The organism is Dinoroseobacter sp. S76 (assembly GCF_049801095.1).
Taxonomy (GTDB): domain Bacteria; phylum Pseudomonadota; class Alphaproteobacteria; order Rhodobacterales; family Rhodobacteraceae; genus Dinoroseobacter.
This window is the reverse complement of sequence record NZ_JBNAGH010000018.1, coordinates 1-26,062: the sequence shown is the minus strand read 5'-3', so window position 1 is coordinate 26,062 and position 26,062 is coordinate 1. Positions and strand designations below refer to the sequence as shown.

General features: G+C 63.4%; 20 protein-coding genes and 1 pseudogene. 3 read left to right on the top strand and 18 right to left on the bottom strand.

The window, feature by feature from the left end; all coding sequences use genetic code 11:
• Positions 1–200 precede the first annotated feature (200 nt).
• Genes ACP153_RS22225 through ACP153_RS22210 form a run of 4 tightly spaced genes read right to left on the bottom strand, consistent with a single transcriptional unit; the run spans position 201 to position 2,462 of the window.
• Complete coding sequence (locus tag ACP153_RS22225; RefSeq protein ID WP_424973209.1) at positions 201–422, bottom strand: helix-turn-helix transcriptional regulator; 222 nt, start codon at positions 420–422, stop codon at positions 201–203.
• 59 nt (positions 423–481) lie between these two features.
• Positions 482–1,264 carry a hypothetical protein gene (locus ACP153_RS22220; RefSeq protein WP_424973208.1) on the bottom strand — a complete coding sequence of 261 codons (783 nt, stop codon included), beginning with the start codon at positions 1,262–1,264 and terminating at the stop codon, positions 482–484.
• Between the two features lie 4 nt (positions 1,265–1,268).
• Complete coding sequence (locus ACP153_RS22215) at positions 1,269–1,955, bottom strand: tyrosine-type recombinase/integrase (RefSeq protein WP_424973207.1); 687 nt, start codon at positions 1,953–1,955, stop codon at positions 1,269–1,271.
• A 21-nt stretch (positions 1,956–1,976) separates the two neighbouring features.
• On the bottom strand, positions 1,977–2,462 hold the full coding sequence (locus tag ACP153_RS22210) for an integrase arm-type DNA-binding domain-containing protein (RefSeq protein WP_424973206.1): 486 nt from the start codon (positions 2,460–2,462) through the stop codon (positions 1,977–1,979).
• A gap of 789 nt (positions 2,463–3,251) precedes the next feature.
• Between ACP153_RS22210 and ACP153_RS22205 the strand changes: the two are divergent.
• Positions 3,252–4,006: pseudogene (locus tag ACP153_RS22205) on the top strand (IS5 family transposase); the annotation flags it as partial.
• A 52-nt stretch (positions 4,007–4,058) separates the two neighbouring features.
• Here the strand turns inward: ACP153_RS22205 and malQ are convergent.
• From malQ to ACP153_RS22140, 13 genes are all read right to left on the bottom strand, one after another.
• Entirely contained in the window at positions 4,059–6,011 is a 1,953-nt protein-coding gene (gene malQ, locus ACP153_RS22200; protein ID WP_424973205.1) for a 4-alpha-glucanotransferase, read from the bottom strand.
• Entirely contained in the window at positions 6,008–8,107 is a 2,100-nt protein-coding gene (glgX, locus tag ACP153_RS22195; protein WP_424973204.1) for a glycogen debranching protein GlgX, read from the bottom strand. The genes malQ and glgX overlap by 4 nt, the downstream gene beginning before the upstream one ends.
• The gene (gene glgA / locus ACP153_RS22190; protein ID WP_424973219.1) at positions 8,104–9,540 is read right to left on the bottom strand and encodes a glycogen synthase GlgA; all 1,437 of its coding nucleotides are present in this window, start codon (positions 9,538–9,540) and stop codon (positions 8,104–8,106) included. The genes glgX and glgA overlap by 4 nt, the downstream gene beginning before the upstream one ends.
• A 14-nt stretch (positions 9,541–9,554) precedes the next feature.
• A complete protein-coding gene (gene glgC / locus ACP153_RS22185) occupies positions 9,555–10,814 on the bottom strand; it encodes a glucose-1-phosphate adenylyltransferase (protein ID WP_424973203.1) in 1,260 nt (419 codons plus the stop codon).
• Between the two features lie 22 nt (positions 10,815–10,836).
• Entirely contained in the window at positions 10,837–13,053 is a 2,217-nt protein-coding gene (glgB, locus tag ACP153_RS22180) for a 1,4-alpha-glucan branching protein GlgB (protein ID WP_424973202.1), read from the bottom strand.
• Complete coding sequence (locus ACP153_RS22175) at positions 13,050–15,425, bottom strand: glycogen/starch/alpha-glucan phosphorylase (RefSeq protein ID WP_424973201.1); 2,376 nt, start codon at positions 15,423–15,425, stop codon at positions 13,050–13,052. The genes glgB and ACP153_RS22175 overlap by 4 nt, the downstream gene beginning before the upstream one ends.
• A 260-nt stretch (positions 15,426–15,685) precedes the next feature.
• Entirely contained in the window at positions 15,686–17,185 is a 1,500-nt protein-coding gene (locus tag ACP153_RS22170) for a mannitol dehydrogenase family protein (RefSeq protein WP_424973200.1), read from the bottom strand.
• Entirely contained in the window at positions 17,173–17,946 is a 774-nt protein-coding gene (locus tag ACP153_RS22165; protein WP_424973199.1) for an L-iditol 2-dehydrogenase, read from the bottom strand. Before ACP153_RS22165 ends, ACP153_RS22170 begins: the two co-directional genes overlap by 13 nt.
• Entirely contained in the window at positions 17,943–18,947 is a 1,005-nt protein-coding gene (locus ACP153_RS22160; protein WP_424973198.1) for an ABC transporter ATP-binding protein, read from the bottom strand. The genes ACP153_RS22165 and ACP153_RS22160 overlap by 4 nt, the downstream gene beginning before the upstream one ends.
• Positions 18,948–18,959: 12 nt before the next feature.
• A complete protein-coding gene (locus ACP153_RS22155) occupies positions 18,960–19,790 on the bottom strand; it encodes a carbohydrate ABC transporter permease (RefSeq protein ID WP_424973197.1) in 831 nt (276 codons plus the stop codon).
• 10 nt (positions 19,791–19,800) lie between these two features.
• Positions 19,801–20,667: a carbohydrate ABC transporter permease gene (locus ACP153_RS22150; RefSeq protein WP_424967923.1), complete on the bottom strand. Its 867-nt coding sequence runs from the start codon at positions 20,665–20,667 to the stop codon at positions 19,801–19,803.
• A 123-nt stretch (positions 20,668–20,790) separates the two neighbouring features.
• A complete protein-coding gene (locus ACP153_RS22145; protein WP_424973196.1) occupies positions 20,791–22,098 on the bottom strand; it encodes an ABC transporter substrate-binding protein in 1,308 nt (435 codons plus the stop codon).
• 112 nt (positions 22,099–22,210) lie between these two features.
• Complete coding sequence (locus ACP153_RS22140) at positions 22,211–23,245, bottom strand: LacI family DNA-binding transcriptional regulator (protein WP_424973195.1); 1,035 nt, start codon at positions 23,243–23,245, stop codon at positions 22,211–22,213.
• A gap of 199 nt (positions 23,246–23,444) precedes the next feature.
• Here ACP153_RS22140 and ACP153_RS22135 point away from each other — a divergent pair, with 199 nt between their 5' ends.
• Entirely contained in the window at positions 23,445–24,263 is an 819-nt protein-coding gene (locus ACP153_RS22135) for a glycosyl transferase (RefSeq protein WP_424973194.1), read from the top strand.
• An 84-nt stretch (positions 24,264–24,347) separates the two neighbouring features.
• On the top strand, positions 24,348–25,046 hold the full coding sequence (locus ACP153_RS22130) for a hypothetical protein (RefSeq protein WP_424973193.1): 699 nt from the start codon (positions 24,348–24,350) through the stop codon (positions 25,044–25,046).
• On the opposite strand, the gene ACP153_RS22125 is transcribed toward ACP153_RS22130, so the two are convergent.
• Positions 25,043–26,062, bottom strand: a 1,020-nt coding sequence (locus tag ACP153_RS22125) for a VCBS domain-containing protein (RefSeq protein WP_424973192.1), incomplete at its 5' end; no start/stop codon positions are given. The genes ACP153_RS22130 and ACP153_RS22125 overlap by 4 nt on opposite strands.

The window sequence follows — 26,062 nt, the reverse complement described above, 5'->3', positions numbered from 1 at the left end:
CGCCCTGCGCCGAGCGCTGAGCGCGCTGGCGGCGGGCCGCCGCGCGTCGCGCTCGGGCGGGGCGGGTGAGACGCTGAGTAAGGATGGTCGGACCCCTAACGTTTCTGCGCTCGACAGCTGTTCCTCCGGAACTGAGGCTTGACCGAAGTCACTTCCCCCGGAGCCGGTGGAGAGATTGGCTGAGAAAGAAGGCAGCGCTCTCATTCCGAGGTGTGCGCTTTGCGGCGCGCCTCTGCCCAGTTTAGAACCTCGTCTTGGCGATAGCGGACAGACCGGCCGAGTTTATAGAAGGTTGGTCCATAGCCAGTCACGCGCCACTTCTGAATTGTGCGAACGGATTGGCATAGCATGTCCGCCACGTCCACTTCATCGAGAAAGGCAGGTCGTGGAGACGGCGGGGCAAGTTCGAAGGGATCGTTCATCTCACATCCTCATTGGTTGGAGCAATGACGATGAGTTACTCAGGAGGATCGTGCTTCGGCTATCCAAACTGCTTGCGGTAATGGTCCATGATTTCTGGCGTTAATCCCAAGTCGCTGACAGTCATGCTTTTTTCGCGAACGGAGCGCGAAGCGTTTGCGATACGCCCTAAGGAAATACTTGGGTCTACAACCCGCGCAATACGCACGCAGAACTGAGCTGCGTCCGTGATCGGCTCGGAAGCACCTGTCCAGTCGAGTTTGAACGGGCGACCCAGGATAGTCGTCCATACTTGAAAGGCAACATGGAGCAGATGAAGCATCGCGTCGTCTTCAGGTCGGCCAACTTGTCCTTTGCCGACCATGCGTGTCGCGGCCTCTGTAGTTTCGGCAAGCGCAGACAGCTTTGCAGCAAGATCGGCTACATCGTCTTGAGTAAGGCGCGGTGGTGCGTCAACCGGGTCTGAGGAGTTGGCAGCACGCCAGTCGGGATACAGTGCTGGCGCAGTTTCGTAAGCGAGCTGCACTCCGTCTATCGCTTCCCAAGCCTCGCCTGTCATGGTCGACAGCATGTCCGCAAGCTCCGATGCTTTTCTGTTCAGACGGTCGAATTTCTTCCGCACAGCTTTATTGCTCGCGCGATCCTGAATTCTCTGTTTCCAATAATGTAGCGCACCGAATGCGAGATTTAGAAAGACGGCGGAAGAGATAACTGACGGAATTTCGAACTCTCGCTCTATTGGGCCGGATACAGCCTGGGAGAAGTACTTCCGCTTTCCGATCTCTTCTAGCTGGAGACGCCCAAGGAACTCTTTGTTCGCAAAGAGATCATTCAAGTCGCTCATCTTGCTATCCCTTGACCACCCTGAGAGGTATGTTTCTTGCGCGCGAACCAAGTCCCAACCCATCACTTAATGCCGCCGCGTTTTCCTCGGCAGCCTTCCGCACTGGATCGTCCGCGAGGTGCGCGTAGCGCATGGTCGTCTGAAGCTGCGTGTGTCCGAGCAAGCGTCCGACCATCTGTATTGGCATCCCAGAGGACACTGCATTTGAGGCGTAGGTATGGCGCAGATCGTGAATGCGGACGTCATTCAGGCCCGCGGGGTCGCGAATGTGCCGCCAACGATGCTGCAGGTCGGTGATGTGCTGGCCTTCATTCTTCCCTGCAATCACATAAGGATTGCCGGGATCGGAGGGGAGGGCATCCAGGATTGCTCGGGCTGCTGACGGAAGCGGGATGCGCCGAGCACCGGTTTTGCTATCCGGCAGTTCCATGCCGTTGGGGGTGATATAGTCCCAACGCAAAGTTTGGATTTCTCCAAGGCGGCAGCCTGTCAAGATCAGCAAACAGAAAGCAGCCACAACATTGGAGCTTTCCGATCCAAACCTTTCACAGTCAGCCAGCACATCGCCCGACCGACGCAATTCAGCTTGGCTCAGGTAGCGTTCCCGTTTTTGTTCGCGATACCTCGGGACATGTCGGCAGGGATTGGAGCCATCCGGGCGCAGGCCCCAGACTTCAGCCAGATTGAACATCTTCGACAGCACACCGAGCGTTCAGTTGGCTTGGTAGGGCTTGTCTCGCAGCTTGTGGTGCAGGTCCGCGATATCGCGGCGTTCGAAGTCGATAACCTTGAAAGTGCCTATGGCTGGATTGATGAAGAAGTCGATGGACCGGCGATACTCGCGTTGGGTGCTTGGCTTGCAGCGCTCCAAGACATGCGCCTCAAAGAACCGTTCGCAAAGGGCCGCGACGGCTGAGGCGCGTCGGTGCTGGCTAATCTCTTCCACGGGGTTGCCACCGCTGGCAACGTGCCCAAGCAGCTCCTTTGTGCGTTGCCTTGCCTGCTGGATTGTCACTGTGCCATGCCGAACGATGGAGGCGCGCCGAGTTCGTCCGCCTTTGCGATACTGGACCTGATACGTGCGGGTTCCGGAGCGCATGATACGGACGCCAAAGCCTTTCACCTCGTCATCCCAGACGAAGTAGTCGCGGTTTTCGACTGTTAGGCTTTCGACAAGGCGCTTGGTCAGTTTTGGCATTCGTACTCTCCGCGACAGCCCCGATCCGTGGAAGCAAGGTGGAAGATCGGAGGGGCGTTTCAATGCGCAAGAGGTAGAACGCCAGTGTGCGAGTGGTCAATGAAAAACAAGTTGATTCAATAAGATAGAGTAGAACAGGGGAGTTCAGCGTAGCCTGTAGAAACTACCTGAGGCGATCTCATAACCTGAAGGTCGTAGGTTCAAATCCTACTCCCGCAACCAAAATCAAAAGAAATTCTAGACCGGTCCGATACGCCAAGGTGCCGATCAGAAGAGACGCTTCGTGGCGGAACGATCGCGTGAGATCAGCCTATTGAGACAAGCTCGGTCGAGCTGTCAGGCGCTACGAAAATGCGCACCAAAGCGGCAGATGATCTCACGGATCAGGCGGCACCGGGCCCGAGCCGTGCGGTACAGGTCACGACGAGGCGCTCCAAAACCCATCTCCTCGCAAAGAAGCAGCAACGCGGGAGCGAGGGAAATCCCGAACAAACGACAAACGGTGCAATAGGATCGAGGTTTGGCCCGGCAGATCGAAGGGTTGGCATCTCTCTAAAACAGGTTTCGGAGCAGGCTTTCTGCCTGTAATCGTATTCGTATCACCCGTCGTAAAACGGATGTTGGTATTGAGTCCGAGACCGCGCCTCGTTCATCCGTCACGACAGGAACGGGCGAAAGAGAAGGATGACCACCGTAATGGCCAAGGTCTGAGACCACCACGCGCTAGGGTCAGGATCCATTGATTTCCCTGTGATGGCGTGGATCACGTTTCGAAAACGAGCGGTGAACATGTCTGATCTTTTCTGGCTGACGGATGCGCAGATGGCGCGTCTTGAGCCCTTCTTTCCCAAGTCACACGGCAAGCCACGCGTTGATGGTCGACGTGTGTTAAGCGGCATTATATTCATCAATCGCAATGGCTTACGATGGCGAGATGCACCGGTAGCCTATGGCCCTCACAAGACTCTTTATAACCGTTGGAAGCGGTGGAGCGACAAGGGCATCTTTGCCCGGATGATGTTTGGTCTGGCTGCCGCACACGGAGAAGAGAAGACTGTGATGATCGACGCCACCTACCTGAAGGCCCACCGCACAGTGACCAGTTTGGGTGTCAAAAAGGGGGGCGTGGACGTCTGATTGGTCGGACCAAAGGCGGCATGAACACCAAGCAGCATGCCATCTGCTTCAGCCAGGGCCGCCCGCTCAACCTGTTCGTCACCGCCGGTAAGGTCAGCGACTACATCGGCGCGCGGGCGTTTCTTAGCAGCCTGCCAAAGGTCGACTGGCTGCTCGGGGATCGCGGCTATGACGCAGATTGGTTTCGGGAAGCGTTGAAAGACAAAGGGATACGCCCCTGCATCTCTGGCCGAGAACAGCGGAAGAAACCGGTAAAGTACGACAAGCGTCGCTATAAATGGTGCAACAGGATTGAGATCATGTTCGGGAGGCTCAAGGATTGGCGGCGTGTCGCCACGCGTTACGACCGCTGCCCAAAGGTTTTCCTCTCAGCCATCGCTCTCGCGGCACTCGTCATCAACTGGCTATGTGTCCTGACCCTAGCATACTCGTCGAACGGCAATTTGCTTAGCTGTGGCGCTAGCGTGCTCCGGCTCCCCTGCGCATCAGCGATGCGGTGGCAGCTATGTCTCTCGCGTCCTCCACACCATTGATCGAAACGGGGAGCCGTCGCCGCCAGTTTGGATGCGCATCAATCGTGCCGGGAAGGTTCTGGGCGTCACTTACGTCAAGCATGTCGTCCAGTTGCACGGCAACTATGGACGAACTGGCGTTTGCCAGGGCTCCATGGATGCCCTCGCGCACTTGGTCAAACTGCGCGGACGGTGCGAGGCTGATCGCATGCCGCAATCCAGCACGTTGATGGGCGCGGGTGGAGTGGCGGGCGGACCGTTCAGGCGCACCGATCCAGCCCACGCGCCGCCACCACTCGATATCCACGCCATGCCAAAAGCCGGAGATCGTCGGCGTATCATGGGTGCCAAAACAAGCGAGGCTTTGTTCGGGCAGCGAGGCCGGATCCCGCACCTGCCCACTGGCGTCAGTTTCAAACTGCCAGACCGCGTAGCTATAGAGCCCGGCTTCCTGCATTTTCTCCCGGAAGCCGTCTGGCACGAGGCCCAGATCCTCGCCGATGACCACGCATCCCGTGCGCGCGGCCTCGATGCTGATCACCGCGAGCAGCGCGTCATAGGGTTGCGTGATGTAGCCGCCGGGACTGCCATCATCGGGCAGCCAGAAGCTCCGCATTAGACCGAGCGCATGGTCGATCCGCAGGAGCCCGCAAGTTGACATGAGGCTCCACAGGATCTTGCGCAAAGGCATGTACATGGCGGCGGCGAGTGCGGTTGGCGCATGGGCGGCAAGGGCCCAGGACTGCCCCTCGGGGCTCAGTTGATCGGGTGGGGCGCCGATGGTCACGCCCTTGGCGATCGTCCCTTGGTTGAGCCAAACCTCGGCCCCGTCAGGCCGTGGCCCGACGGCGAGATCAAGATAAAGACCCAAGCCCATGCCCGCAGCTTTCGCCTGATCCTGGGCGGCGTGGATCTGCTTTTGCGCCTGAAATTGGAGCCAAAGGTGAAATTGCGCGCGTGCGCCGGCCAGCTCCTCGGCACCCTCTCCGGGCATCCGCGCCAAGGCAGGCCAGTCCCGCGGGTCGGAGCCGTGCGTCTCGCTGATCGCTTCGAACTGCGCGAAGGACTGGGTCTCCGCGTCCGCAGCAGCGCACCAATCCAAGAATGCAGGGGTGCCTTTTTCCTTTGCAAACTGCCCTTCAAGGGCCGTGCGGTGCATGCGCCGAAACGCCGGATAGTCAATCAGCGCGTCGTCGGGCGTTGGGCCCAAACCGCCCTCCACCGCGATATGGTCGCAGTTGAAAAAACCACGATGGGACGGGGAATAGGGGCTGATGATCTCGGTCTCTGCCCAGCCAAGCGCGTGCACCGGGTTGATCCCGAAAAACTGCGCGCCGTGCCGACCGAGCCCAGCGGCGATGGTGCCGAGATCCGCATAGTTCCCCAGTCCCCCATTCTGATCACTGCGCAGACCATAGAGCGCGCCTGTGACGCCCCAGCACCGGTCAAGACCCGTGGATCCCGCGTGATCCGGGGCGCGAAGGGGACGCACGAGAATACGGATCTCCTTGCGCCAGTCCGCCGCCGTGAGCGTCAGGGTGTAGTAGCCAATGTCGAGCCCCGGCAGGTTGACCGTATCCGTCCCGCGCCCCTCGGCTGCGATCGCGTCATGTTCGTCAATCAGCGCCCAGGCGCAAGGGGCGGGCAGGGGCAGCGCGTTGGGCGTTTGGGCCAGCAAGATCCGCTCGTCCGGCAGCGCGCCAGCTGCGCCCGGGGATGTCAGTGCGGCCAAACCCTCCCGCAAATCCGCCGCGCTTTGCGCCGGAACCCCAAGCGCGGTCAGCAGCGCCCGCAGAGTATCTGGCGTGGCGATCTGCTCATGACCGTCCAAAGTGTGGAACTGCGTATAGACCCCGTGGGCTTCGGCGAGCCTGCGCAGATCGGCATCCTGATCGCTCATGGGGCGGTGCTGCCCGTGCTGGCAAAGGCCGAGATGCTATGTGCCGGGACCGAGACCTGCTTGCTGGAGATCGGTCGTGGCGCCTGCGCCATCATGGAGGTGTCGATCATCCGTATCCAGCTCCCCTTGGGCAGGTGCAGGTCGAGCGGCGCGTCCGTGCGGTTGAACGCCAGCAGCACCTCGTCTTCGATCTGCGCACCCGCCGCACTCTCGGCGCTGCCCCGCAGGAGCACACACAGACTCGCGAGCCCCGGGTCCCGCCAATCGAGCGGCGCGCCATCAAAGCTGCGCCATTCCACGTCGGGCTTGCCGTCGGAGGGCCGCGTGACCCCGTGGAGGAAGTCGAGCTGACGCACCGCCGGGTGGTCTTTGCGGACCTGTGACAGGGCGGCCGTAAAGGTGATCAACTCGGGATCCAGCGCGGCCCATTCCACCCAGCTTGTGGGGTTGTCCTGGCAATAGCTGTTATTGTTGCCCTGCTGGGAATGCCCACCCTCATCCCCGCAGAGCAGCATGGGCGTGCCCTGCGACAGGAACACAGTGGCCAGCAGATTGCGCTGCCGCTGGGCGCGCTTGGCGCGGATCTCGGGGTCGGCACTCTCGCCTTCCACTCCGAAATTGTCGCTGAAATTCGCGTGGTGGCCGTCGCGGTTCTCTTCGCCATTGGCATGGTTGTGCCGCTGCAGGTAGCGGGTGGTATCGGCCAGCGTGAACCCGTCATGGGAGGCCGCGTAATTGACCGAAGCCCAGACCCGCCGCCCCTTGGTGTCGAAGATATCCGCCGAGCCGAGCAAGGCCGAGCCGAGATCCTGCGCGCTATGCCGGTCCCCGCGCCAGAACCGCCGGATCGTATCGCGGTAGCGGTCGTTCCATTCGGCGAACTCCGCCGAAAAACTGCCCAGCTGGTAGCCGCCCGGGCCCACATCCCAGGGTTCCGCAATAAGCTTCACACCGCTGAGCACCGGATCCTGTCGCAACGCGTCGAGGATCCCGCCGCGCGGGTCAAACCCCTGCGCCTCGCGGCCAAGCGTCGTCGCCAGATCGAAGCGAAACCCGTCCACCCCCATCACTGTCACCCAGAAGCGCAGGCTGTCGAGGATCATCCGCATCACGAAGGGATGGCGCACGTTCAGGGTGTTCCCGCAGCCCGTGTCGTTTACGTAGTAGCGCGGCTGCCCATCGATCAGCCGGTAATAGGCGGCATTGTCGAGCCCGCGGAAGGACAGGGTCGGGCCCAGATGGTCGCCCTCGCCGGAATGGTTGTAGACCACGTCGAGGATCACCTCGATCCCCGCCGCGTGGAACCGGTCGACCATGGCGCGGAAGCCCTGAACGCCGCTCGGCCCGAAATAGCGCGGCTCGGGGGCGAAAAACCCGATCGTGTTATAGCCCCAGTAATTCACGAGACCGCGTCGCCCGAGCGCCTCCTCGGATTTGACAGCCTGGACCGGCAAGAGCTCCACCGCCGTCACGCCGAGCTTCGTCAGGTGGTCGAGCATGGGCGGCGTGGCCAGCCCGTCATAGGTGCCGCGCAAAGGGGGCGCGATCTCCGGCGCGCGCATGGTGGCGCCTTTGACATGGGCCTCGTAGATCAGCGCCCCGCGCCAATCGCGTCCCAGCGTCGTGGCATCGGGCGCAAAGAGCGCCGGGTCCGAGACCACGGATTTCGGCACGAAGGCTGCACTGTCCCGCGCGTCATAGCCCAGATCCTGGGCCGCATCCTCCACCCGGTAGCCGAGCGTCGCGGTGTGATCCGTGAAGGATCCGTGCATCTGGCGCGTGTAAGGGTCCAGCAGGAGCTTGTTGATGTTGAACCGGTGCCCTTGCTCGGGCGCGAAAGGCCCAGCCACCCGATAGCCATAAAGCGCGCCGGGCCGCAGACCGGGCAGGTAGCCATGCCAGATATCGCCCGTCCGCTCTGGCAGCGGCAGGCGCATTTCCTCCCGCGCACCATCGGCGGAAAAGAGGCAGAGGAAGACCTCCTGCCCATGCTCCGAAAAGACAGCGAAGTTTGTGCCCTCGCCGTCGAAATGGGCCCCCAGACGGTGGGGGCTGCCCGGCTCGAACCGGGCCGACACATCGGCGTGGTAGGTCATGGGGTCAGCTGCGCATAGAGGTCGGCATAGCCCTGGGCCGAGCTCTCCCAGCCCACCGGGTGGCGCATGGCGGCGCGCTGCAGCTTCTGCCAGAGGCGCGGGGTGGCGTAGAGATCGACCACCCGGTCAATGGCACGCGAAAGGCCGTCTGCACTCACGTCGTCAAAGACGAAGCCGGTGGCGACCTCGGCCGCCAGAGCGGCGACATTGGCGTCGATCACCGTATCCGCCAACCCGCCGGTGCGTGCCACTACGGGCAGGGTCCCGTAGCGCAGCCCGTAAAGTTGGGTTAGGCCACAGGGCTCGAACCGCGAGGGGATCAGGATCGCGTCGCTTCCCCCCTGCAGGAGGTGCGACAGCGCCTCGTCATAGCCGATAAAGCAGCCGACCCGGCCCGGATGGGCCTCGGCGGCTTGCCGGAACCCGTGTTCGAGCCCCGGCTCACCACTGCCCAGAACTGCAAGTTGCGCGCCGCGCTCGACCAGATGGGGGACTGCGCCGAGCAGTGCGTCGAGCCCCTTCTGGCTGGTCAACCGGCTGACCACACAGAAAAGGGGCCCGTCGCCCTCAGGGTCGAGGCCCAGCCTGGTGCATATCTCGGCCCGGTTCTCGGCCCGGCGTTTCAGGCTGCGCGCGTCATAGGCCCGGGGCAGGGCCGTATCCCCCGCCGGATCCCAAACCTCCATATCGATGCCGTTCAAGAGCCCGCTGAGTACGCTGCTGCGCGCCCGCAAGAGACCCTCGAGCCCCATACCGAACTCGGGCGTCAGGATCTCCTGGGCATAGGTTGGGCTGACGGTCGTGATCCGGTCGCAAAAAGCGAGCCCGGCCTTCAGAAAGCTCAGATCGCCGTGGTATTCGAGGCCTTCGGGGTGGAACCAGTCCGGGTTGAGGCCAAGCGGTCCCATTGTGTCCGGGCTGTAGCGGCCCTGAAACGCGATGTTGTGGATCGTCACGACCGAGCGCGGGAGATCGCGACCGGCCATCTTGAGGTAGACCGGTGCCAAGGCCGCCTGCCAGTCATGGGCGTGCAGGATGTTCGGCTGATAGCCCTCGATCTCGCCCATGCAGATCCGCGCGGCGGCCTGGGCCAGCGCGCCAAAACGCAGGTGGTTGTCGCCGAAATCCTGACTCTGTTCATCCTGATAGAGCGTGCCTGCCCGGTCAAAAAGCTGCGGCATGTCCAGAAGGAGGAGGGGCACGCCCTCTGCCTCCGCCGCAACGATCCGCGCCTCGCCTCCGGGCAACCCGCCCAACCGCGCGAGCTCCGTCCCACCGGGCAGGAGCGGGAACAGACCGGGATAGGCCGGCAGCACCACCCGCGCCCGCAGGCCCAGAGGCGCCAGCGCCCCCGGCAAGGCCCCGACCACATCGCCCAACCCGCCTGTCTTGGCGAAGGGCGCGCATTCGGAGGCGACCATCAGAATGTCCATGTCAGCCATCGCGTCTAGCTATCCAGGTTGTCGATCATATCCTGGGTGATCAGGCAGACCCCGTTCTCGGAGCGTCGGAAGCGCTTGGCGTCGAGCTCCGGGTCCTCGCCAACGATCAGCCCGGCTGGGATTTCCACGCCCCGGTCGAGGATCACGTTCTTGAGGTACGCCCGGCGTCCAACCTGCGCGTAGGGCAGGGCGACGACGCCTTCGAGCTGGGCATAGGAATGGGTCTTTACCCCCGTGAACAGCAGGCAGCGGAACAGCGACGAGCCCGAGATGATGCAGCCCCCAGACACCATGGACGAGACCGCCTGTCCGCGACGGCCTTCCTCATTGTGGATGAACTTTGCCGGGGCGGTGAGCTCGGAATAGGTCCAGATCGGCCAGTCGGTGGCATAGATATCGAGCTCGGGCTTGAAATCCGTGAGGTCAATATTGGCCTGCCAATAGGCGTCGATCGTCCCCACATCGCGCCAATAGGGCTCGGTCTCGAGCCCGGACATCACGCAGGAACGGCTGAAGGGATGGGCCCGCGCGCCGCCAGCAGCGACGATCTTGGGGATGATATCCGTGCCGAAATCATTGCTCGAGTCGGGGTTCTTCGCGTCCTCGCCCAGCACCTCGTAAAGGTACTCCGCTTCGAAGACATAGATCCCCATGCTGGCCAGCGCCTTGCTCGGATCGCCGGGCATGGCCGGCGGGTCGGCGGGTTTCTCGACGAAGTCGAGGATCTTGTCGGTCTCATCCACGGCCATGACGCCAAAACCCTTGGCCTCTTCGCGCGGCACGGCGATGCAGCCCACGGTGACCTGCGCGCCGGAGCGGACATGCTCCTCGATCATGAAGGAATAGTCCTGCTTGTAGATATGGTCCCCGGCGAGGATCAGGACGTATTTCGGGTCGTAGCCCTTGATGATCTTGATGTTTTGGGTGACCGCGTCAGCGGTGCCCTTGTACCAATTGTCCTCATCGAGCTGCTGCGAGGCGGGCAGGATATCGAGGCTCTCATTGCGCTCGGCGCGGAAGAAGCTCCAGCCGCGCTGCATGTGCCGGATCAGGCTATGGGCCTTGTATTGGGTCGCGACCCCGATGCGCCGGATCCCGGAATTCACCGCGTTCGAGAGCGCGAAATCGATGATCCGCGTCTTGCCGCCGAAATAGACCGCCGGTTTGGCCCGGATATCGGTCATCTCCTTCAGGCGGCTGCCCCGTCCCCCGGCCAAGACATAGGCCATTGTCTGTTGTGCCAGGCGAAATCTGTCCTGTTCCATCGCGTCCTCCCCTAATGCCGCGTCAGCGCGCCCCCGCGCGCTTGCTTTCGTAAAACACCGTTGCCAGTGGTGGAATTGTGATCTCGATCGAGTGGGCGCAGCCATGGGCCGGGATCGGCTCGGCCTCGGCCCCGTCCGGGCTGCCCATGCCGCTGCCACCATAGGTCTCGGCGTCCGAATTCAGCGCCTCGGCCCAGGGACCGGGCGCGGGCACGCCGATGCGGAAGCCCGTGCGCGGGACCGGTGTGAAGTTGCTGACAACCAGCACCGGGGCCGCGCCCTCGTTGCCCAGGCGCGCCCAGGACAAGATCGAATCCGCCGCGTTGCCGCCATCGATCCACTGGAACCCCTCGGGGCTGCTGTCTTGCTGGAAGAGGCTCGGCGTCGCCACATAGAACCGATTGAGATCCCGCACCCAGGCCTGCATGCCCGCATGGAGCGGATCCTCCAGCAGGTGCCAGTCGAGGCTGGTCTCGTTGTTCCATTCCTTCGCCTGACCGAACTCACCGCCCATGAACATCAGCTTCTTGCCCGGATGGCCGTACATGAAGCCGAAATAGGTGCGCAGATTTGCGAAACGCTGCCAGTCATCGCCGGGCATCCGCCCCAGAAGCGAGCCTTTCCCGTGGACCACCTCGTCATGGCTGAGCGGCAGGATGAAGTTCTCGGTGAAGGCGTAGTGCAGCCCGAAGGTCATCTTGTCGTGGTGGTATTTGCGGTTGATCGGGTCCTCGCCCATGTAGCGCAGGGTGTCGTTCATCCACCCCATGTTCCATTTGAACCCAAACCCGAGGCCGCCGGTATCCGTCGGCGCGCTCACGCCGGGAAAGGCGGTGCTTTCTTCGGCGGCGGTCAGGATGCTGTCATCGGCGGCATAGACCACCTCGTTCATCCGCTGCAGAAAGGCGATCGCCTCGAGGTTTTCGCGCCCGCCATCCTTGTTCGGGACCCATTCGCCCTCCTTGCGGGAGTAGTCGCGATAGAGCATTGAGGCCACCGCATCCACGCGCAGCCCGTCGATATGGAACTCCTCGAACCAGTAGCGGGCATTGGCGATGAGGAAGTTCTGCACCTCGGTGCGGCCATAGTTATAGACCAGCGTGTTCCAGTCCGGGTGGTACCCCTCCTTGGGATCCGCGTGCTCATAAAGCGGTGTACCGTCGAACTGTCCGAGCCCATGGGCGTCCGTCGGGAAATGTCCGGGCACCCAATCGATGATCACGCCCAGATCGGCGGCATGGCAGGCCTCGACAAAGGCGCGGAAGTCATCGGGCGTCCCGAAACGCGAGGTCGGCGCGAAGAGCCCCACGGGCTGATACCCCCAGGAGCCGCCGAACGGGTATTCCGAGATCGGGGTCAGCTCGATATGGGTGAAGCCCATCTCGCGGGTGTAGCTGACCAGCTGTTCGGCCAGTTCGCGATATGTGACGGGGCGGTCTTCCTCCTCCGGTACACGACGCCAGCTCTCCAGATGCACCTCATAGATCGAGATCGGCTGGTCGATCTTCTGGCGCGCGCCGCGACGCTCCATCCAGCCCTGATCAGACCAGTCATAGCTGTTGAGATCCCGCACCACGGAGGCGGTCTTCGGCGGCAGTTCGGCCCCGAACCCCACCGGATCGGCCTTGAGCGGGAGCAGATTGCGATGCTGATCCAGCACCTCGTATTTGTAGATCGCGCCATCGCCCAGATCGGGGATGAAAATCTCGTGGATCCCGGTCGCGCCCCGGCGGCGCATCACGTGGCGACGCCCGTCCCAGCCGTTGAAATCCCCGACCACCGAGACCCGCGACGCATTGGGCGCCCAGACCGCGAAATGGGTGCCGGGCACGCCCTCATGGGGGCCGACATGGGCGCCGAGCGCTTTCCAGAGCGCGTTATGAGTGCCTTCGCCGAGCAGGTACTCGTCCATCTCGCCCAGGCGCGGCCCATGGGCATAGGCGTCTCGCTCTTCCCAGACATCCGTCCCGCGGGTCATGCGCAACTTATAGGCGAACCGCTTCTTGCGGCGCGGGATCACCCCTTCGAAGAGCCCCGGCGCGCCCGGGGTCGGGCTCAGCGCCGCAAGGCGCCGCCCCGTCTTGGCATCCAGCACCTCGACCCCATCCGCCTCGGGCCGCAAGGCACGCAGCACGAGCTTGCCGTCCAGCGCATGCAGGCCCAGCACGGCGAAGGGATCGCCATGGTGGCCGGCGACCAGGGCCTCCGCCGCAGCGGCTGGGGTCAGGGGGGCGGTCATGCGGATTTCTCAAGCTCCGAACGGGGCGGCGCGGCCTTCCAGATGTCGCGCGCATAGCCCTGGATCGTCCGATCAGACGAGAACCAGCCCATGCTCGCGGTGTTGGTCACGGCCATGGCTGACCAGGCCTGCGGGGTTTGATAAACCACATCCACCCGGCGCTGGGTGTCGTAATAGTCGTCGAAATCGCAGGTCACGAGGAAATGGTCGTGGTCATAGAGCATGCCGACCAGCCCGTGATAGCGGTGCGGCTCATCGGGCGAGAAGACCCCTTCATAGATCAGGCCCAGCACTTGGCGCAGGCGCGGGCTCGCCTCGATCGCCGCGCGGGAGAAGCCCGGCTGCTGACGGCGCGCCACCACCTCGCTTGCGGTCAGACCGAAGAGGAAGAAGTTCTCGGAGCCCACGTGCTCGCGGATCTCCACATTCGCGCCATCCAGCGTACCGATGGTCAGCGCGCCGTTCAGGGCGAATTTCATATTGCCCGTGCCCGACGCCTCCTTGCCCGCGGTCGAGATTTGCTCGGACAGGTCCGCCGCCGGGATCAGCCGCTCGGCCATGGTGACGTTGTAGTTCGGCGGATAGACCAGCTTGAGCATATCGCGGGTGATCGGATCCGCGTTGATCACGGCACCTACGTCATTGATCAGGCGGATGATCTCCTTGGCCATGGCGTAGCCCGGGGCGGCCTTGCCGCCAAAGATCTTAACCCGCTTGGTCCAGCCCGCATTGGGGTTCTCGCGCATCTCGGACCAGAGCGCGACCGTCTCCAGAAGGTTCATGAGCTGGCGCTTGTATTCGTGGATCCGCTTGATCTGCACATCGAAGAGGGCATCCGGATCCACCGCGATCCCGCAGGTCTCGCCGATCCAGTTCGATAGCTGCGCCTTGTTCTCGCGCTTGGCGGCCATGAAGGCGCTGACAAAGGCCGGATCGGCGCGCTTGTCCTTCAGGGCGCTGAGCTGTTCGAGATCCGAGACCCAGCCCGTGCCAAGCTCTTCGGTGATCAGGTCGCGCAGGCCCGGGTTGCAGCCATAGAGCCAGCGGCGCGGGGTGATCCCGTTGGTCTGGTTGATGATCCGCGTCGGGTGGATGCGGTGCAGATCCGCAAAGACGGTTTCCTTGACCAGCTCCGTATGCAGCGCCGAGACGCCGTTGACCTTGTGGGCCATGATGAAGGCCAGCTCGCCCATGCGCACATCCCCATGCTCGAGGATCCGGGGGCTGCCGGGGTTCTCGGCCTGCTGGGTGTCCTCGATGACGCGGATGATCTCCAGATGCCGGGGCAGGGTGCGCCCGAGCAGGTCCTCGCTCCACCGCTCCAGCGCTTCGGGCAAAAGCGTGTGGTTCGTGTACGCCAGACAGCGGCGCGCCAGCGCGATGCCCTCGGCCATGGGCAGGCCATGGACATCCACCAGCATCCGCACAAGCTCCGGTCCTGCTATGGCGGGATGCGTGTCGTTGAGCTGGATCGCCACATGATCGGGCAGGGCGCGCAGGTCGTCATGGTCGCTCAGGTAGCGGCGCAGGAGGTCCATGATCGAGGCGGCGGTGAAGAAGTACTCCTGCTTGAGGCGCAGCTCTTTGCCGTTATCCGTCGTGTCATCGGGGTAGAGCACCCGCGAGATCGTCCGCGCCAGCGCCTCGGAACGGTTCGCGGCGAGGTAGTCGCCCCGGTTGAAACTGTCGAGGTCGAACTCCCCGGCGGAGGTGGCCGACCAGAGGCGCAGCGTGTTGCCCCAGGCCCCCTGCCAGCCGATGATCGGCGTGTCATAGGCTGTTGCCAGCACCACTTCGCCCGGATGCCAGGTGGCGCCGGTCTCGTCATGGGTCACATGGCCGCCAAAGCAGATCTTGTGGGTCACTTCCGGACGCTCGAATTCCCAGGCATGGCGCTGGCTGAGCCATGTCTCGGGCTTCTCCGCCTGTTCGCCGCCGACAAAGCTCTGCTCAAATAGGCCGTGCTCATAGCGGATCCCATAGCCATAGGCGGGCAGGCCCAGGGTGGCGAGCGAATCCATGAAACAGGCCGCGAGCCGCCCGAGACCGCCATTGCCAAGTGCTGCATCGGGCTCGTCATGGACAATCGCGTCGTAATCCTGGCCCAGCTCTTCCATTGCGCTGCGGGCCGCGTCCTCCAGCCCGAGATTGGAGATCATGTCCTCGATCAACCGCCCGATCAGGAACTCCATCGACAGGTAATAGACCCGTTTCGTGCCAAGGGCATAGGTCTCTTGCGTGCTGTCGATCCAGGTGTCCACCAGCCGGTTGCGCAGCACCAGCGACAGCGCCATGCGCCAGTCATAGGGCGAGGCATGGGCGGCGTCCTTGCCAAGGGCATAGCGCAGCTCTTTGAGGATATCGTCTTTCATGGAAGTGTAATCGCCTTGTTACTCACGGGCCTTGTGCGTCGCTGGGTGCGTTAGCGCTAGCAGATTCCCTATACCTGACCTTGACCGCCGCGCCTAGAACCCTTGTTTGCAAAGGCGGGACCCCGCACGCGGTGTCTCGGACCGTCTCTTGGGCCGGGATTGTGACATGGGCGCGGGGCGGGTGCGGCACCCCGCGCGCATTTTCGGGGCGGACAGGGGACACGCATGGGGCGCGCCCTCTGCCCTGTGATTGGGCCCTGTCAGGCCTCGCTCGGCGCCGTTTGGCGATCGCTGGCCGCATAGCGTCCGAGCGCGGCTGTGGTTCCCTCGCTCCAGAGGATCTGCAGCCAATCGACAAAGGCGTCGGCAAAGGCGGGCTGATCCTTCAGATCCCCGTAGAGCCGCGTCTGTTCGAGCCAGGCCATGGGGCGGCTTCGCGCGGCCAGGGCGGCAGCGTTGAGCTCGGTCCAGGCCGGATCATTGGGCTCGATCAGGCTGCCATCCTCGCGACTGCCCGCGCACATCCGTGCCCAGAGCGCCTCGACAAGCGCCAGCCCCGAGACGGAACCGCCGCGGGCGAGCTGATCCCGCAGGATCGGAAGCACGAAGCCCGTGTGCCGGGCCGAGCCGTCAAAGGCCACGCGCCGCGTGGTGTCCACGATCCTCGGGTTGGCGAACCGCTCGGTGATCAGCTCCGCATAGGCCGTGGGCGTGGTGCCCGGGACCGGATGCACGGTCGGCGTGATCTCCTCGGCCTGCACCTTGGCAAAGAGCCCGCGGACCAGCGGATTGGCCATGCAATCGGCGATGGTCTCCAGCCCCAGAAGCTCCCCGGCGTTGGCGAGCACCTGATGCCCGGCATTGAGGATCCGGATCTTCATGGTCTCATAGGCATGGACATCGTCGGAGAAGGTCGCGCCGACCTTGTCCCAATCGGGCCGCCCGGCACAGAACGCGTCCTCGATCACCCACTGTCGAAAGGTCTCATGAGTGACCGGGGCCGCATCGGCGATCCCGAGATCGGCACAAAGCGCGCGCTCCGTCGGGCCCGTGGCGGGGGCGATGCAATCCACCATGGAGTTCGGAAAGCTCGCCGCCCGGTCGATCCAGTCGGCCAGATCCGGATCCGACAGCCGCGCTAGCGAGACCACCGTCTGGCGCAAGATCGCGCCATTGCCCTGAAGGTTGTCGCAACTCAGCCCGGTGAAGGGGCCAAGCCCCGCCGCGCGGCGAAGCTTCAGCGCCTTGACCATGGCCCCGAACGCCGTGCGCGGGTCGTCCGGATGGGTGGCGTCATGCTGGATCTCGGGATGGGCGGCGTCGAACCCCTTGGTGACCGGGTCGATGTAGTACCCGCTCTCGGTCACGGTGAGGGCCACGATCCGGGTGCTCGGCGCGGCCATGGCCGCGATCAGCGCGCCATGGCTGTCCTCGATCGGCAGGTAGTCGATCATCGGACCGATCACCTCGGCCGAAACGCTCCCGGGGTCGAGGGCGATCAGCGTCGTGAGGCAGTCCTGGGCCAGCAGCCGCTCGCGCATGGCCGCATCATAGGGCCGGACGCCTGCGCCGAGGATTGCCCAATCCTGGGCCAGCCCCTGCTCCATCAACTGGTGTAGATACCAGGCTTGATGGGCGCGGTGAAAATTGCCGACACCGATATGGACGATGCCCGGGGTCAGACGGTTCCGATCATAGGTCGGACCCGGCACGGGAAGACGGTCCAGCGTCTTGTTGGACAGGGGGATCAGCTCATCCATTGGCCACCATCCACGTTATAGGTTTGTGCCACGACATATTCGGCCTCATCGCTCGCCAGAAAGACGGCCATCCCGGTGAGGTCTTCGGCCTGACCCATGCGCCCAAAGGGGACGGCCGCGCCGACTTCGCGCTTTTTCTGGCCCGGGGGCTTGCCCTCGTATTTGGCAAAGAAGGCATCGACCCCGTCCCAATGGGCGCCATCCACCACACCGGGCGAGATCGCGTTCACGTTGATGCCATGGGGGATCAGGTTGAGCCCGGCGGATTGGGTCAGGCTGATCACCGCGGCCTTGCTCGCGCAATAGACGGCGACCAGGGGCTCGCCCCGGCGCCCAGCCTGGCTGGCCATGTTGATGATCCGCCCGCCGCCCCCGCGGGCGATCATGTGATCGGCCACGGCCTGCAAGACAAACAGCGTGCCCCCGACATTCACGTCAAAAATCCGCGCGTAATCCGCGCGGGTGATCTCGGTGATCGGAGCCGCGCTGAAGAGGGCGGCATTGTTGATCAGGATGTCGATCCGGCCAAAGGCCGCCACGGTCTGCGCCACGGCGGCCTCGATGCTGGCAGGATCCGTCACATCCAGCGGGACGGCGATGGCCCCGGAGCCCAGCTCCGAGGCGGTGGCCTCCGCTCCTGCGCGATCGATATCGGCGATGGCCACGCGGGCCCCTTCGCGCAGGTAAGCTTCGGCAAAGGCCCGCCCGATCCCCCGGGCGGCCCCTGTGATCATCGCCGATTTTCCGGCGAGGCGCGTCATGCGATCCTCAGGCCCTGAGCATCGAAGCGGTGCAGCTTGTCCATCTGCGGCGTCAGATAGATCGTGTCGCCATGCTTGACCTGGATATCGCCGGTGATCCGCACGGTCACCATATCCGCGAGCCCGGTGTCATGGACGTGGATGAAGGTGTCCGAGCCGAGGTGTTCGGCCACGCCGACGCGGCCCTTCCACATCCCCTCGGTCGTGCTGACATCGGTGTGCTCGGGGCGGATGCCGATGCTGGTCGCATCATGCTTCTTGGCCTCGGCGCCGTCGATGATGTTCATCTTGGGCGATCCGATGAAGCCGGCCACGAATTTGTTGCGCGGGCTGTGATAGAGCTCGAGCGGCGAGCCCACCTGCTCGATATGCCCGGCGCGCAGCACGACGATCTTGTCGGCCATGGTCATCGCCTCGACCTGATCGTGGGTCACGTAGATCATCGTGGTCTTGAGGCGCTCATGGAGCTCCGAGATCTCCAGCCGCATCCCCACCCGCAGGGCCGCGTCGAGGTTCGACAGCGGCTCGTCGAAGAGGAAGGCTGCCGGTTCGCGAACAATGGCCCGGCCGATGGCGACCCGCTGGCGCTGACCGCCCGAGAGCTGCCCCGGACGGCGGTCCAGGTAGTCCGTGAGGTTCAGGGCCTTGGCCGCCGAGGTGATCCGGCGATCCTGCTCCTCCTCATCGATCCCGGCCATCTTCATCGGGAAGGCGATGTTCTTGCGCACCGACATATGCGGGTAGAGCGCATAGGACTGGAACACCATGGCCAGGCCGCGTTTCGCCGGGGGCACGTCCGTCGCGTCATTGCCGTCGATGGCGATATGCCCGGTGGTGATATCCTCGAGCCCCGCGATCAGGCGCAGCAGCGTGGATTTCCCGCAGCCCGAAGGCCCGACGAAGACCGTGAATTCCCCGTCTTCGATGGTGAGGTCCAGAGGCGGAATGACCTGAACGTCACCGAAGCTTTTGGTCACTTGGTTAAGCTGAATTTGTCCCATAGGTCAGGTTCCTTATTTCACAGCGCCGAAGGTCAGGCCGCTGACGAGTTGTTTCTGGCTGAACCAGCCGAGGATGAGGATCGGCGCGATAGCCATGGTCGAGGCCGCGCTGAGTTTGGCGAAGAACAGGCCTTCGGGGCTGGAATAGCTCGCGATGAAGGCTGTCAGAGGGGCCGCATTGGCCGCCGTGAGGTTGAGGGTCCAGAACGCCTCGTTCCAGGCCAGGATGAAGTTCAACAGAAGCGTTGACGCGATCCCGGGAATGGCCATGGGGGTGAGAACATGCAGGATTTCCTCCTTGAGCGACGCACCGTCCATGCGGGCGGCCTCGAGAATCTCGCCGGGGATCTCCTTGAAGTAGGTGTAGAGCATCCACACGATGATCGGCAGGTTCATCAGCATCAGGATGAAGACCAGCGCCACGCGGCTGTCCAGCAGTCCCAGATTGATGCAGATGAGGTAGATCGGATAGAGCACACCCACCGCCGGCAGCATCTTGGTCGAGAGCATCCAGAGCAGGATGTCCTTGGTCCGCTTGGAGGGCACGAAGGCCATGGACCAGGCGGCCGGAACCGCAACGATGATGCCCAGAAGGGTCGAGCCCCCGGCGATGATGATCGAGTTCCACAGGAACTTGGCGTAGTTCGACCGTTCCATCACCGCGGTGTAATTCTCCAGCGTCCAGTCGAAGGCGAGGAAAACGGGCGGATCCGCGATCGCCGTGGCCTCGGTCTTGAAGCTGGTGAGGATGGTCCAGAGGATGGGAAAGAAGATCAGCAATCCGATGCCCCAGGCAGCGGCGGTGTTGATCATCTTGCGTTGTTGAGTAACTGCGCGGGCCATGATGTCCTCCTCACGCGTCCAGGTTCTTGCCGACGATGCGCATCAGGAAGATCGCAACGATATTGGCGAGAATGATTGCGTATACCCCACCGGCTGAGCCCAATCCGACATTCTGACTTTCGAGAACGCGTTGGAAGATCAGGTAGGTGAGTGTCCGGGTCCCGAAGGCACCGCCCGTGGTCACGAAGATCTCGGCAAAGACCGCCAGCAGGAAGATCGTCTGGATCAGCAGAACAATCGTGATGGCACGGCTGAGATGCGGCAGCGTGATGAAGGCAAAGCGCTTCAGCGGCGGTGCGCCGTCCATTTCCGCGGCCTCGAGCTGTTCACTGTCCAGGGACTGGATCGCCGTGAGCAGGATGAGGGTCGCGAAGGGCAGCCACTGCCAGGAGACGATCATGATGATCGAGGTCATCGAGGCCTCCGACAGCCATGAGACCGGCTCGGCGCCAAAGAACCGCCAGAGATGCGCGAAAAGGCCGTTGGTCGGGTCCATGAACATGTTCTTCCAGACCAGCGCCGAGACGGTGGGCATCACGAAGAACGGGGCGATCACAAGGATCCGCACGACGCCCTGGCCCCACATGGGCTGGTTGAGCAGGATCGCGAGAAGAATACCGAAAACAATCGTGATCAACAAAACGCCGCCCACGATCGTCAAGGTGGCGATGACGGAGGGCCAAAAGGCACTTGAGCTTACAAATCGGACATAGTTGTCAAATCCGACCCAGCCCAGATCGCCGCCCCGCAGCGGCAAGTACTGTTTGAAGGAAAACATCAGGGTCATGATCAGGGGCACGAGCATCCAGCCAAGGAGCAGGACGACCGCAGGCATCATCATAAGACGCGCCGCTGACCGGGAGTGTTGGGTTGCCATTGGGCATACCTCCTCTGTTGATCGCCGTGAGGCTATCTATACAGGATCCGGAATTTTGAGAGAAAAGAAGGGGCCCGGGGGGCGCACGCAGATGGCGTGCCCCCCGGGCGGGGGGAGGAGCGCTTAGCGGTAGCCCGCGGCTTCCATCGCGTCGTTGGTGATGGCCTGAGCCTTCTCAAGGGCCTCTTCGACGGTCTGCTGACCGGCATAGACGGCGGAGAATTCCTGGCTCACTTCGGTGGCAATCCCGGCAAATTCGGGGATCGCGGCGAACTGGACACCAACGTAAGGAACCGGATCAACGGTCGGGTTGTTGGGGTCGGCTGCCAGGATGGACTCCAGGGTCTTCTGAGCGAAGGGGATGTCCTTGTAGTTCGGGTTCTCATAGAGAGAGGTCCGCGCACCCGGAGGCACGTTGGCCCAGCCTTCATTGGCCGCCACGAGCTCGATATAGTCTTTCGAGGTCGCCCATTCGATGAACTCCTTCGCGGCGCCCTCTTTCTGGGTGCCCGCCGGAACCGCCAGGGCCCAGGCCCAGAGCCAGTTGGAGCGCTTGCCGAGGCCGGTATCGGGGGCCAGGGTGAAGCCGACCTTGTCCGCAACTTCGGAATCGTTGGGGTTGGTCACGAAGGACGCAGCCACGGTGGCGTCGATCCACATGCCGCATTTGCCCTGCTGGAACAGCGACAGGTTCTCGTTGAAGCCGTTGGTGGCATAGCCTGCCGGACCGCTTTCGGACATCATGTCCACAAAGAAGGTCAGGGCTTCGTTCCACTGGGGCGTGTCGAACTGGGCGTTCCAGTCCTCGTCGAACCAGCGGGCGCCAAAGGCGTTCGCGGTCACGGTGATGAAGGCCCCGCCTTCGCCCCAACCGGCCTTGCCGCGCAGGCAGATGCCGTTGATGTCGTTGTCGCGGTCCGTCATGGCTGCCGCAGCTTCGCGGATGAAGGCCCAGGTCGGCGCGTCCGGCATTTCCAGACCGGCTTTTTCCATCAGGTCCGTGCGATACATGACCATGGAGCTTTCGCCATAGAAGGGTGCCGCATAGAGCGTCCCGTCATAGCTCAGACCCTGGCGCATCGCCGGCAGGATGTCGTCCACGTCATATTCCGCGGAGAGATCATCCATGGGCACAAGCCAGCCATTGGCCGCCCAGATCGGGGCTTCGTACATGCCGATGGTCATGATGTCGAAGGATCCGCCTTTTGCGGCGATATCCGTGGTCACGCGCTGACGCAGCACGTTTTCTTCCAGGGTCACCCATTCCACCGTGTGGCCGGTCTTGGCGGTGAAGTCCTCGGTCAGACCCTGCATGCGGATCATGTCGCCGTTATTCACCGTGGCAATGGTCAGGGTTTCGGCGGCATACGCGCCGGTCGCCGTGACAAGCGCAAGTGCCGTCGCAGCATACATCGTGGTTTTCAGAGACATCCGGTTCCTCCCTACAGTCTGGATGATGCAACCAGTGGTAGCGGGATTGGACGCGCTGCGTCAATAAAAATTTACGCGCGTTAAAAAATAAAAAGACGCGAGACGATGGCGGTCAGGCGGAGTCGCGCATCACGAGACGCCCTTCAAACAGAGTTTCCGAACGTTTTGAAGGGGTTTCATTGCTTTCGATCCGGTCGAACAGGGTCCGGGCCGCCGCATTGGCGATGGCCTCGTAATCTTGCGCGATGGTGGTCAGGGAGGGGCAGGTGAAGCGCGAAAACGGGTGATCGTCATGCCCGGCGATGCGAATCTGGCTATGGGTGCCATGGCCCACGGGGATGCTCTGCCGATAAGCCGCCGAGAGCATGCCAATCGCCAGACGGTCATTGCTGCACAGGATCGTGTTGGTCGGGAAGGCCTTCTTGGCAAGCAGCTTGCCACCCTCATTGCACCCGATCTCCTCGAAATCCCAGCCGCCGCCCTCGGCTTGAAACACATGGGGCGTCTGGCCATGGGCCTCCATGCTTTCGATATAGGCCCGCCGATGGACAAAGGCGTTGGGATGGGTCGGATGCTTCATCTCGAAGAGGCAAGGCGGCTCCCCGCTGCGGCAGAGATACTCCACCATCAGGTCGATGCTCTGGGTGTGGTTCGTCCCCACAAAGGCCTCGCCCGAATCCTGCATATTCGCATCAAAGAGCACCAGCGGGATGTCCGCGGCAAAGGCCTCGACCGCGGCCTTGTCCGACAGGCGCCGCCCGAACGGGGCCAGAAGGACGCCCGCCGGTTTCAGGGCGCGCAGGGATTCCAGATTGTCCCGCTCCATCTCCGGGCGTCCATGGGAACTGAGCAGGATCGGGCTATACCCCGCCTCGAGACAGGCGAGTTCCACCCGGCGCGCAATCTCGGAAAAGAACGGGTCCGCCAGGTTGGGCACCACCACCCCGATATTCTTCGTCGTGCGCCGGTTCTGGTTCACCGCAAAGACATTCGGGCGGTAGTCATGCTGCTCCAGCGCGGTCTCAATCTTGACGCGGGTCGAGGCGCGGACACTCTCGGGATCATTGAAGTATTTCGACAGGGTGGGACGCGAGATGCCCGAGACCCGAGCGAACTCTTCCATATTGCGAATTTTCTTTTGCGTCATCGTCAAGCCTGTCTTGCGCCAAAGGTAGCGCGCGTAAAGTCCAAGCTTTACACTATTGAGCGATGAAGCAATCGGTCAAGGCCGCTGGCTTTCATGGCCGGTTTTCAAGGCTGGTTCTCAAGACAGGTTCTCAAGACCGGGGCGCGGGGCAGGGGGCTCGGTGATTGATTTGCGCCGCATGGGGTGCTAGCGCCCCCCTATGAAAAAGCAGTTCATGTGCATCAACTGGGGCCCGAAATACGGCGCGGTCTATATCAACCGTCTCTATGAGATGGTGGCGCGCAACACGACGCCCCCGTTCCGGTTTGTGTGTTTCACCGACACCCGTGAGGGGGTGCGCCCCGAGATCGATTGTTTCGATCTGCCCGAGATGCCCGGGTTCATGCCGAAGAACACGATCGGGCAATGGCCGAAATCCCGGCTCTGGGCCCCGACCCTGGGGGATCTGGAGGGACCGGTCCTGTTCCTCGATCTCGACAGCGCGATCATCGGATCGCTCGATCCGTTCTTCGAGTTCGGCGACCCTGAGGACGTGGTGCTCGCCCGTAACCCGGCCAAACCGCTGCACAAGCTCGGGCAAACCTCGATCTACCGGATGCCCGTGGGCGCGCTCGCGCCGCTTCAGGCGATGTTCGCCGCCGATCCGCAGGCCGTGGCCGACAAGTACCGGTTCGAGCAGCATTTCGTGACCAAGAACGCGCCGGGCGGGGTGAAGTTCTGGCCCCGCGGGCTTGTGGCCCATTTCCGGATCCACTGTATCCCGCGCTTTCCCCTGAATTTCTTCCTGCCGCCCAAGCCGCCCAAGGACGCGCGGGTCGTGATCTTTGCCGGGGCGCTCAACCCGCCCGACGCCATCGCGGGCCGCTATGTGGAGCGGTTGCCCCATCTGCCGCCCCTTGCGCATCTCAAACGCGCGCTGGGCCAGAAGAAGAAGCTCAAGGCCATGCGGCAGTTCCTCTACCCCGCGCCATGGGTGGCCGAGGCCTGGGAAGGCCGCGACGCGCCGACCTCGGACTGAACGCGCGCGCGGTTTTCTCCTGACTGATCCTCGGACCGCGCTATGCTTCGACCCATGGGATGGGTCCGGTCTTTCTTGCGTTATATGCTGCTGGTTCTCTGGCTGGCCTGTGGTCTGACGCTCGCGGCAAGCCCTTCGCGCGCAGCGGATGTCACGATCCTGATCAACACCAATACCAAGGCGACGACCGTCTATCTGCGCACGAGTGCCGCGCAAGTTGGCCCGGTCTTTGGCCTGGATCCCGGGTCGCTCTGGTCCGCGGAGGAGGCTTTGGATTACGGCCAACTCAAGGCGCGGTTGGACGCCAGGGCCCCGGAGCTCTGGCCGCAACTGGGGATCGCTGCGCCCGGGACCCCGGAGGTCGCGCCCATGGGCGTCGTCATGCATCCCGCGGCGCAACCGGTCCCCTTCGATACGCCCTTCGCGGCCTCCATCGCGGCTGCGGTCTGCGTGACCCCGACCGCGCCGGTGGCGCCGCTTGAGGCGCTGGATCTCTACGCCGGGTTCGTGCTGCGCGGGGCCGGGCAGGGGGATCTCGTTTGGACCATGGCTGAGACCGCATCTGCGCCTGTGACGGTGCAGATCACGGAGTTTGCCAGCGGAGAGCCCATCGGCACGCGCGAAATTCTCGTCAGGCCTGGCGCGCAGCTTCTCCTGCGCAGTGCGGAGGGCCCACCGTCCTCCGGCGTCCCTCTCCCGAGCGCGCTGAGCGCGCTCGCGCTGATGGTTCTCGCGTGCTGGGCATGGCACCGCCGCCGCGCGCCTCGAGCCAAGACCTCCTAGGCAGAAGGGGCAACCGTCGCCGCAGCGTCATCCTGCGTCGAGATCAGGTTCCCGATCCCGGACATCCCACCAAGAAGGTCCTGCGCATCCGCTCCCGGGACAGGGGCCGGGACCGCCGCAGCGCTTGCGGGATCCGCGTCGGGACCCGCAGGATCCGGGTCCGGGTCGTCGGGGAAGGCAGCATCGAGCAAGCTGTCGATGCTGTCACCATCCGGATCCTGCGCCCCCAGATCAGGCAGGTCCTGATCCTGCTGCGCCAAGGGCACCTGATCGACCGCCGCAAGGGAGAGAGCTGAGGCCGCAGGCGCGGAGGAGACGACAAGCGCATCGGCCACCTGAAAGGTCACCGTCTCGATCCGGCTCGCCCCATCCGCATCCGTCACCTTCACCTTGAACGTGTCCGTGCCGACAAACCCGGCGCTCGGCAGATAGAGGTAGTCGCCATTGCTCGACACGACCACATCCGCATTGCTGGAGGGGGTATCTAGCTCGAAACGCACGGCGCTGCCTTCCGGGTCCGTCGCCGTCAACGTGCCGAAATTGAGAGTGTCCTTGGTTGCCGCAAAGGTCAGGAGGTCCAGGCTGGGCGCGTCATTGGTGCCGGTGATCGTGACGCTCAGGGTCTGGGTCGCGCTGCCGCCATCCCCGTCGGAGACGGTGACTTCCGTGGTCTCGGTGACCTCCTGGCCCGCGGCCAGCGCCTGGGCGGCATCATTGTCGAGCGTATAGCTCCAGGCGCCATCGCCGGTGATCGCAAAGACCCCGAGCGCCGTGGTCTCGCCGCCCGACCAGGTGAGGCTGGCGCCCGTATCCGCGTCGCTCGCGGCGAGCTGCCCGCCGGTCACAGCGCTCGGCCCGTCCTCGACGAGCGCCCCGGCAGCATCATCCGCGCCAGAGGTGACCACGGGCGCATCATTGGTGCCGGTGATCGTGACGCTCAGGGTCTGGGTCGCGCTGCCGCCTTGCCCGTCGGAGACGGTGACTTCCGTGGTCTCGGTGACCTCCTGGCCCGCGGC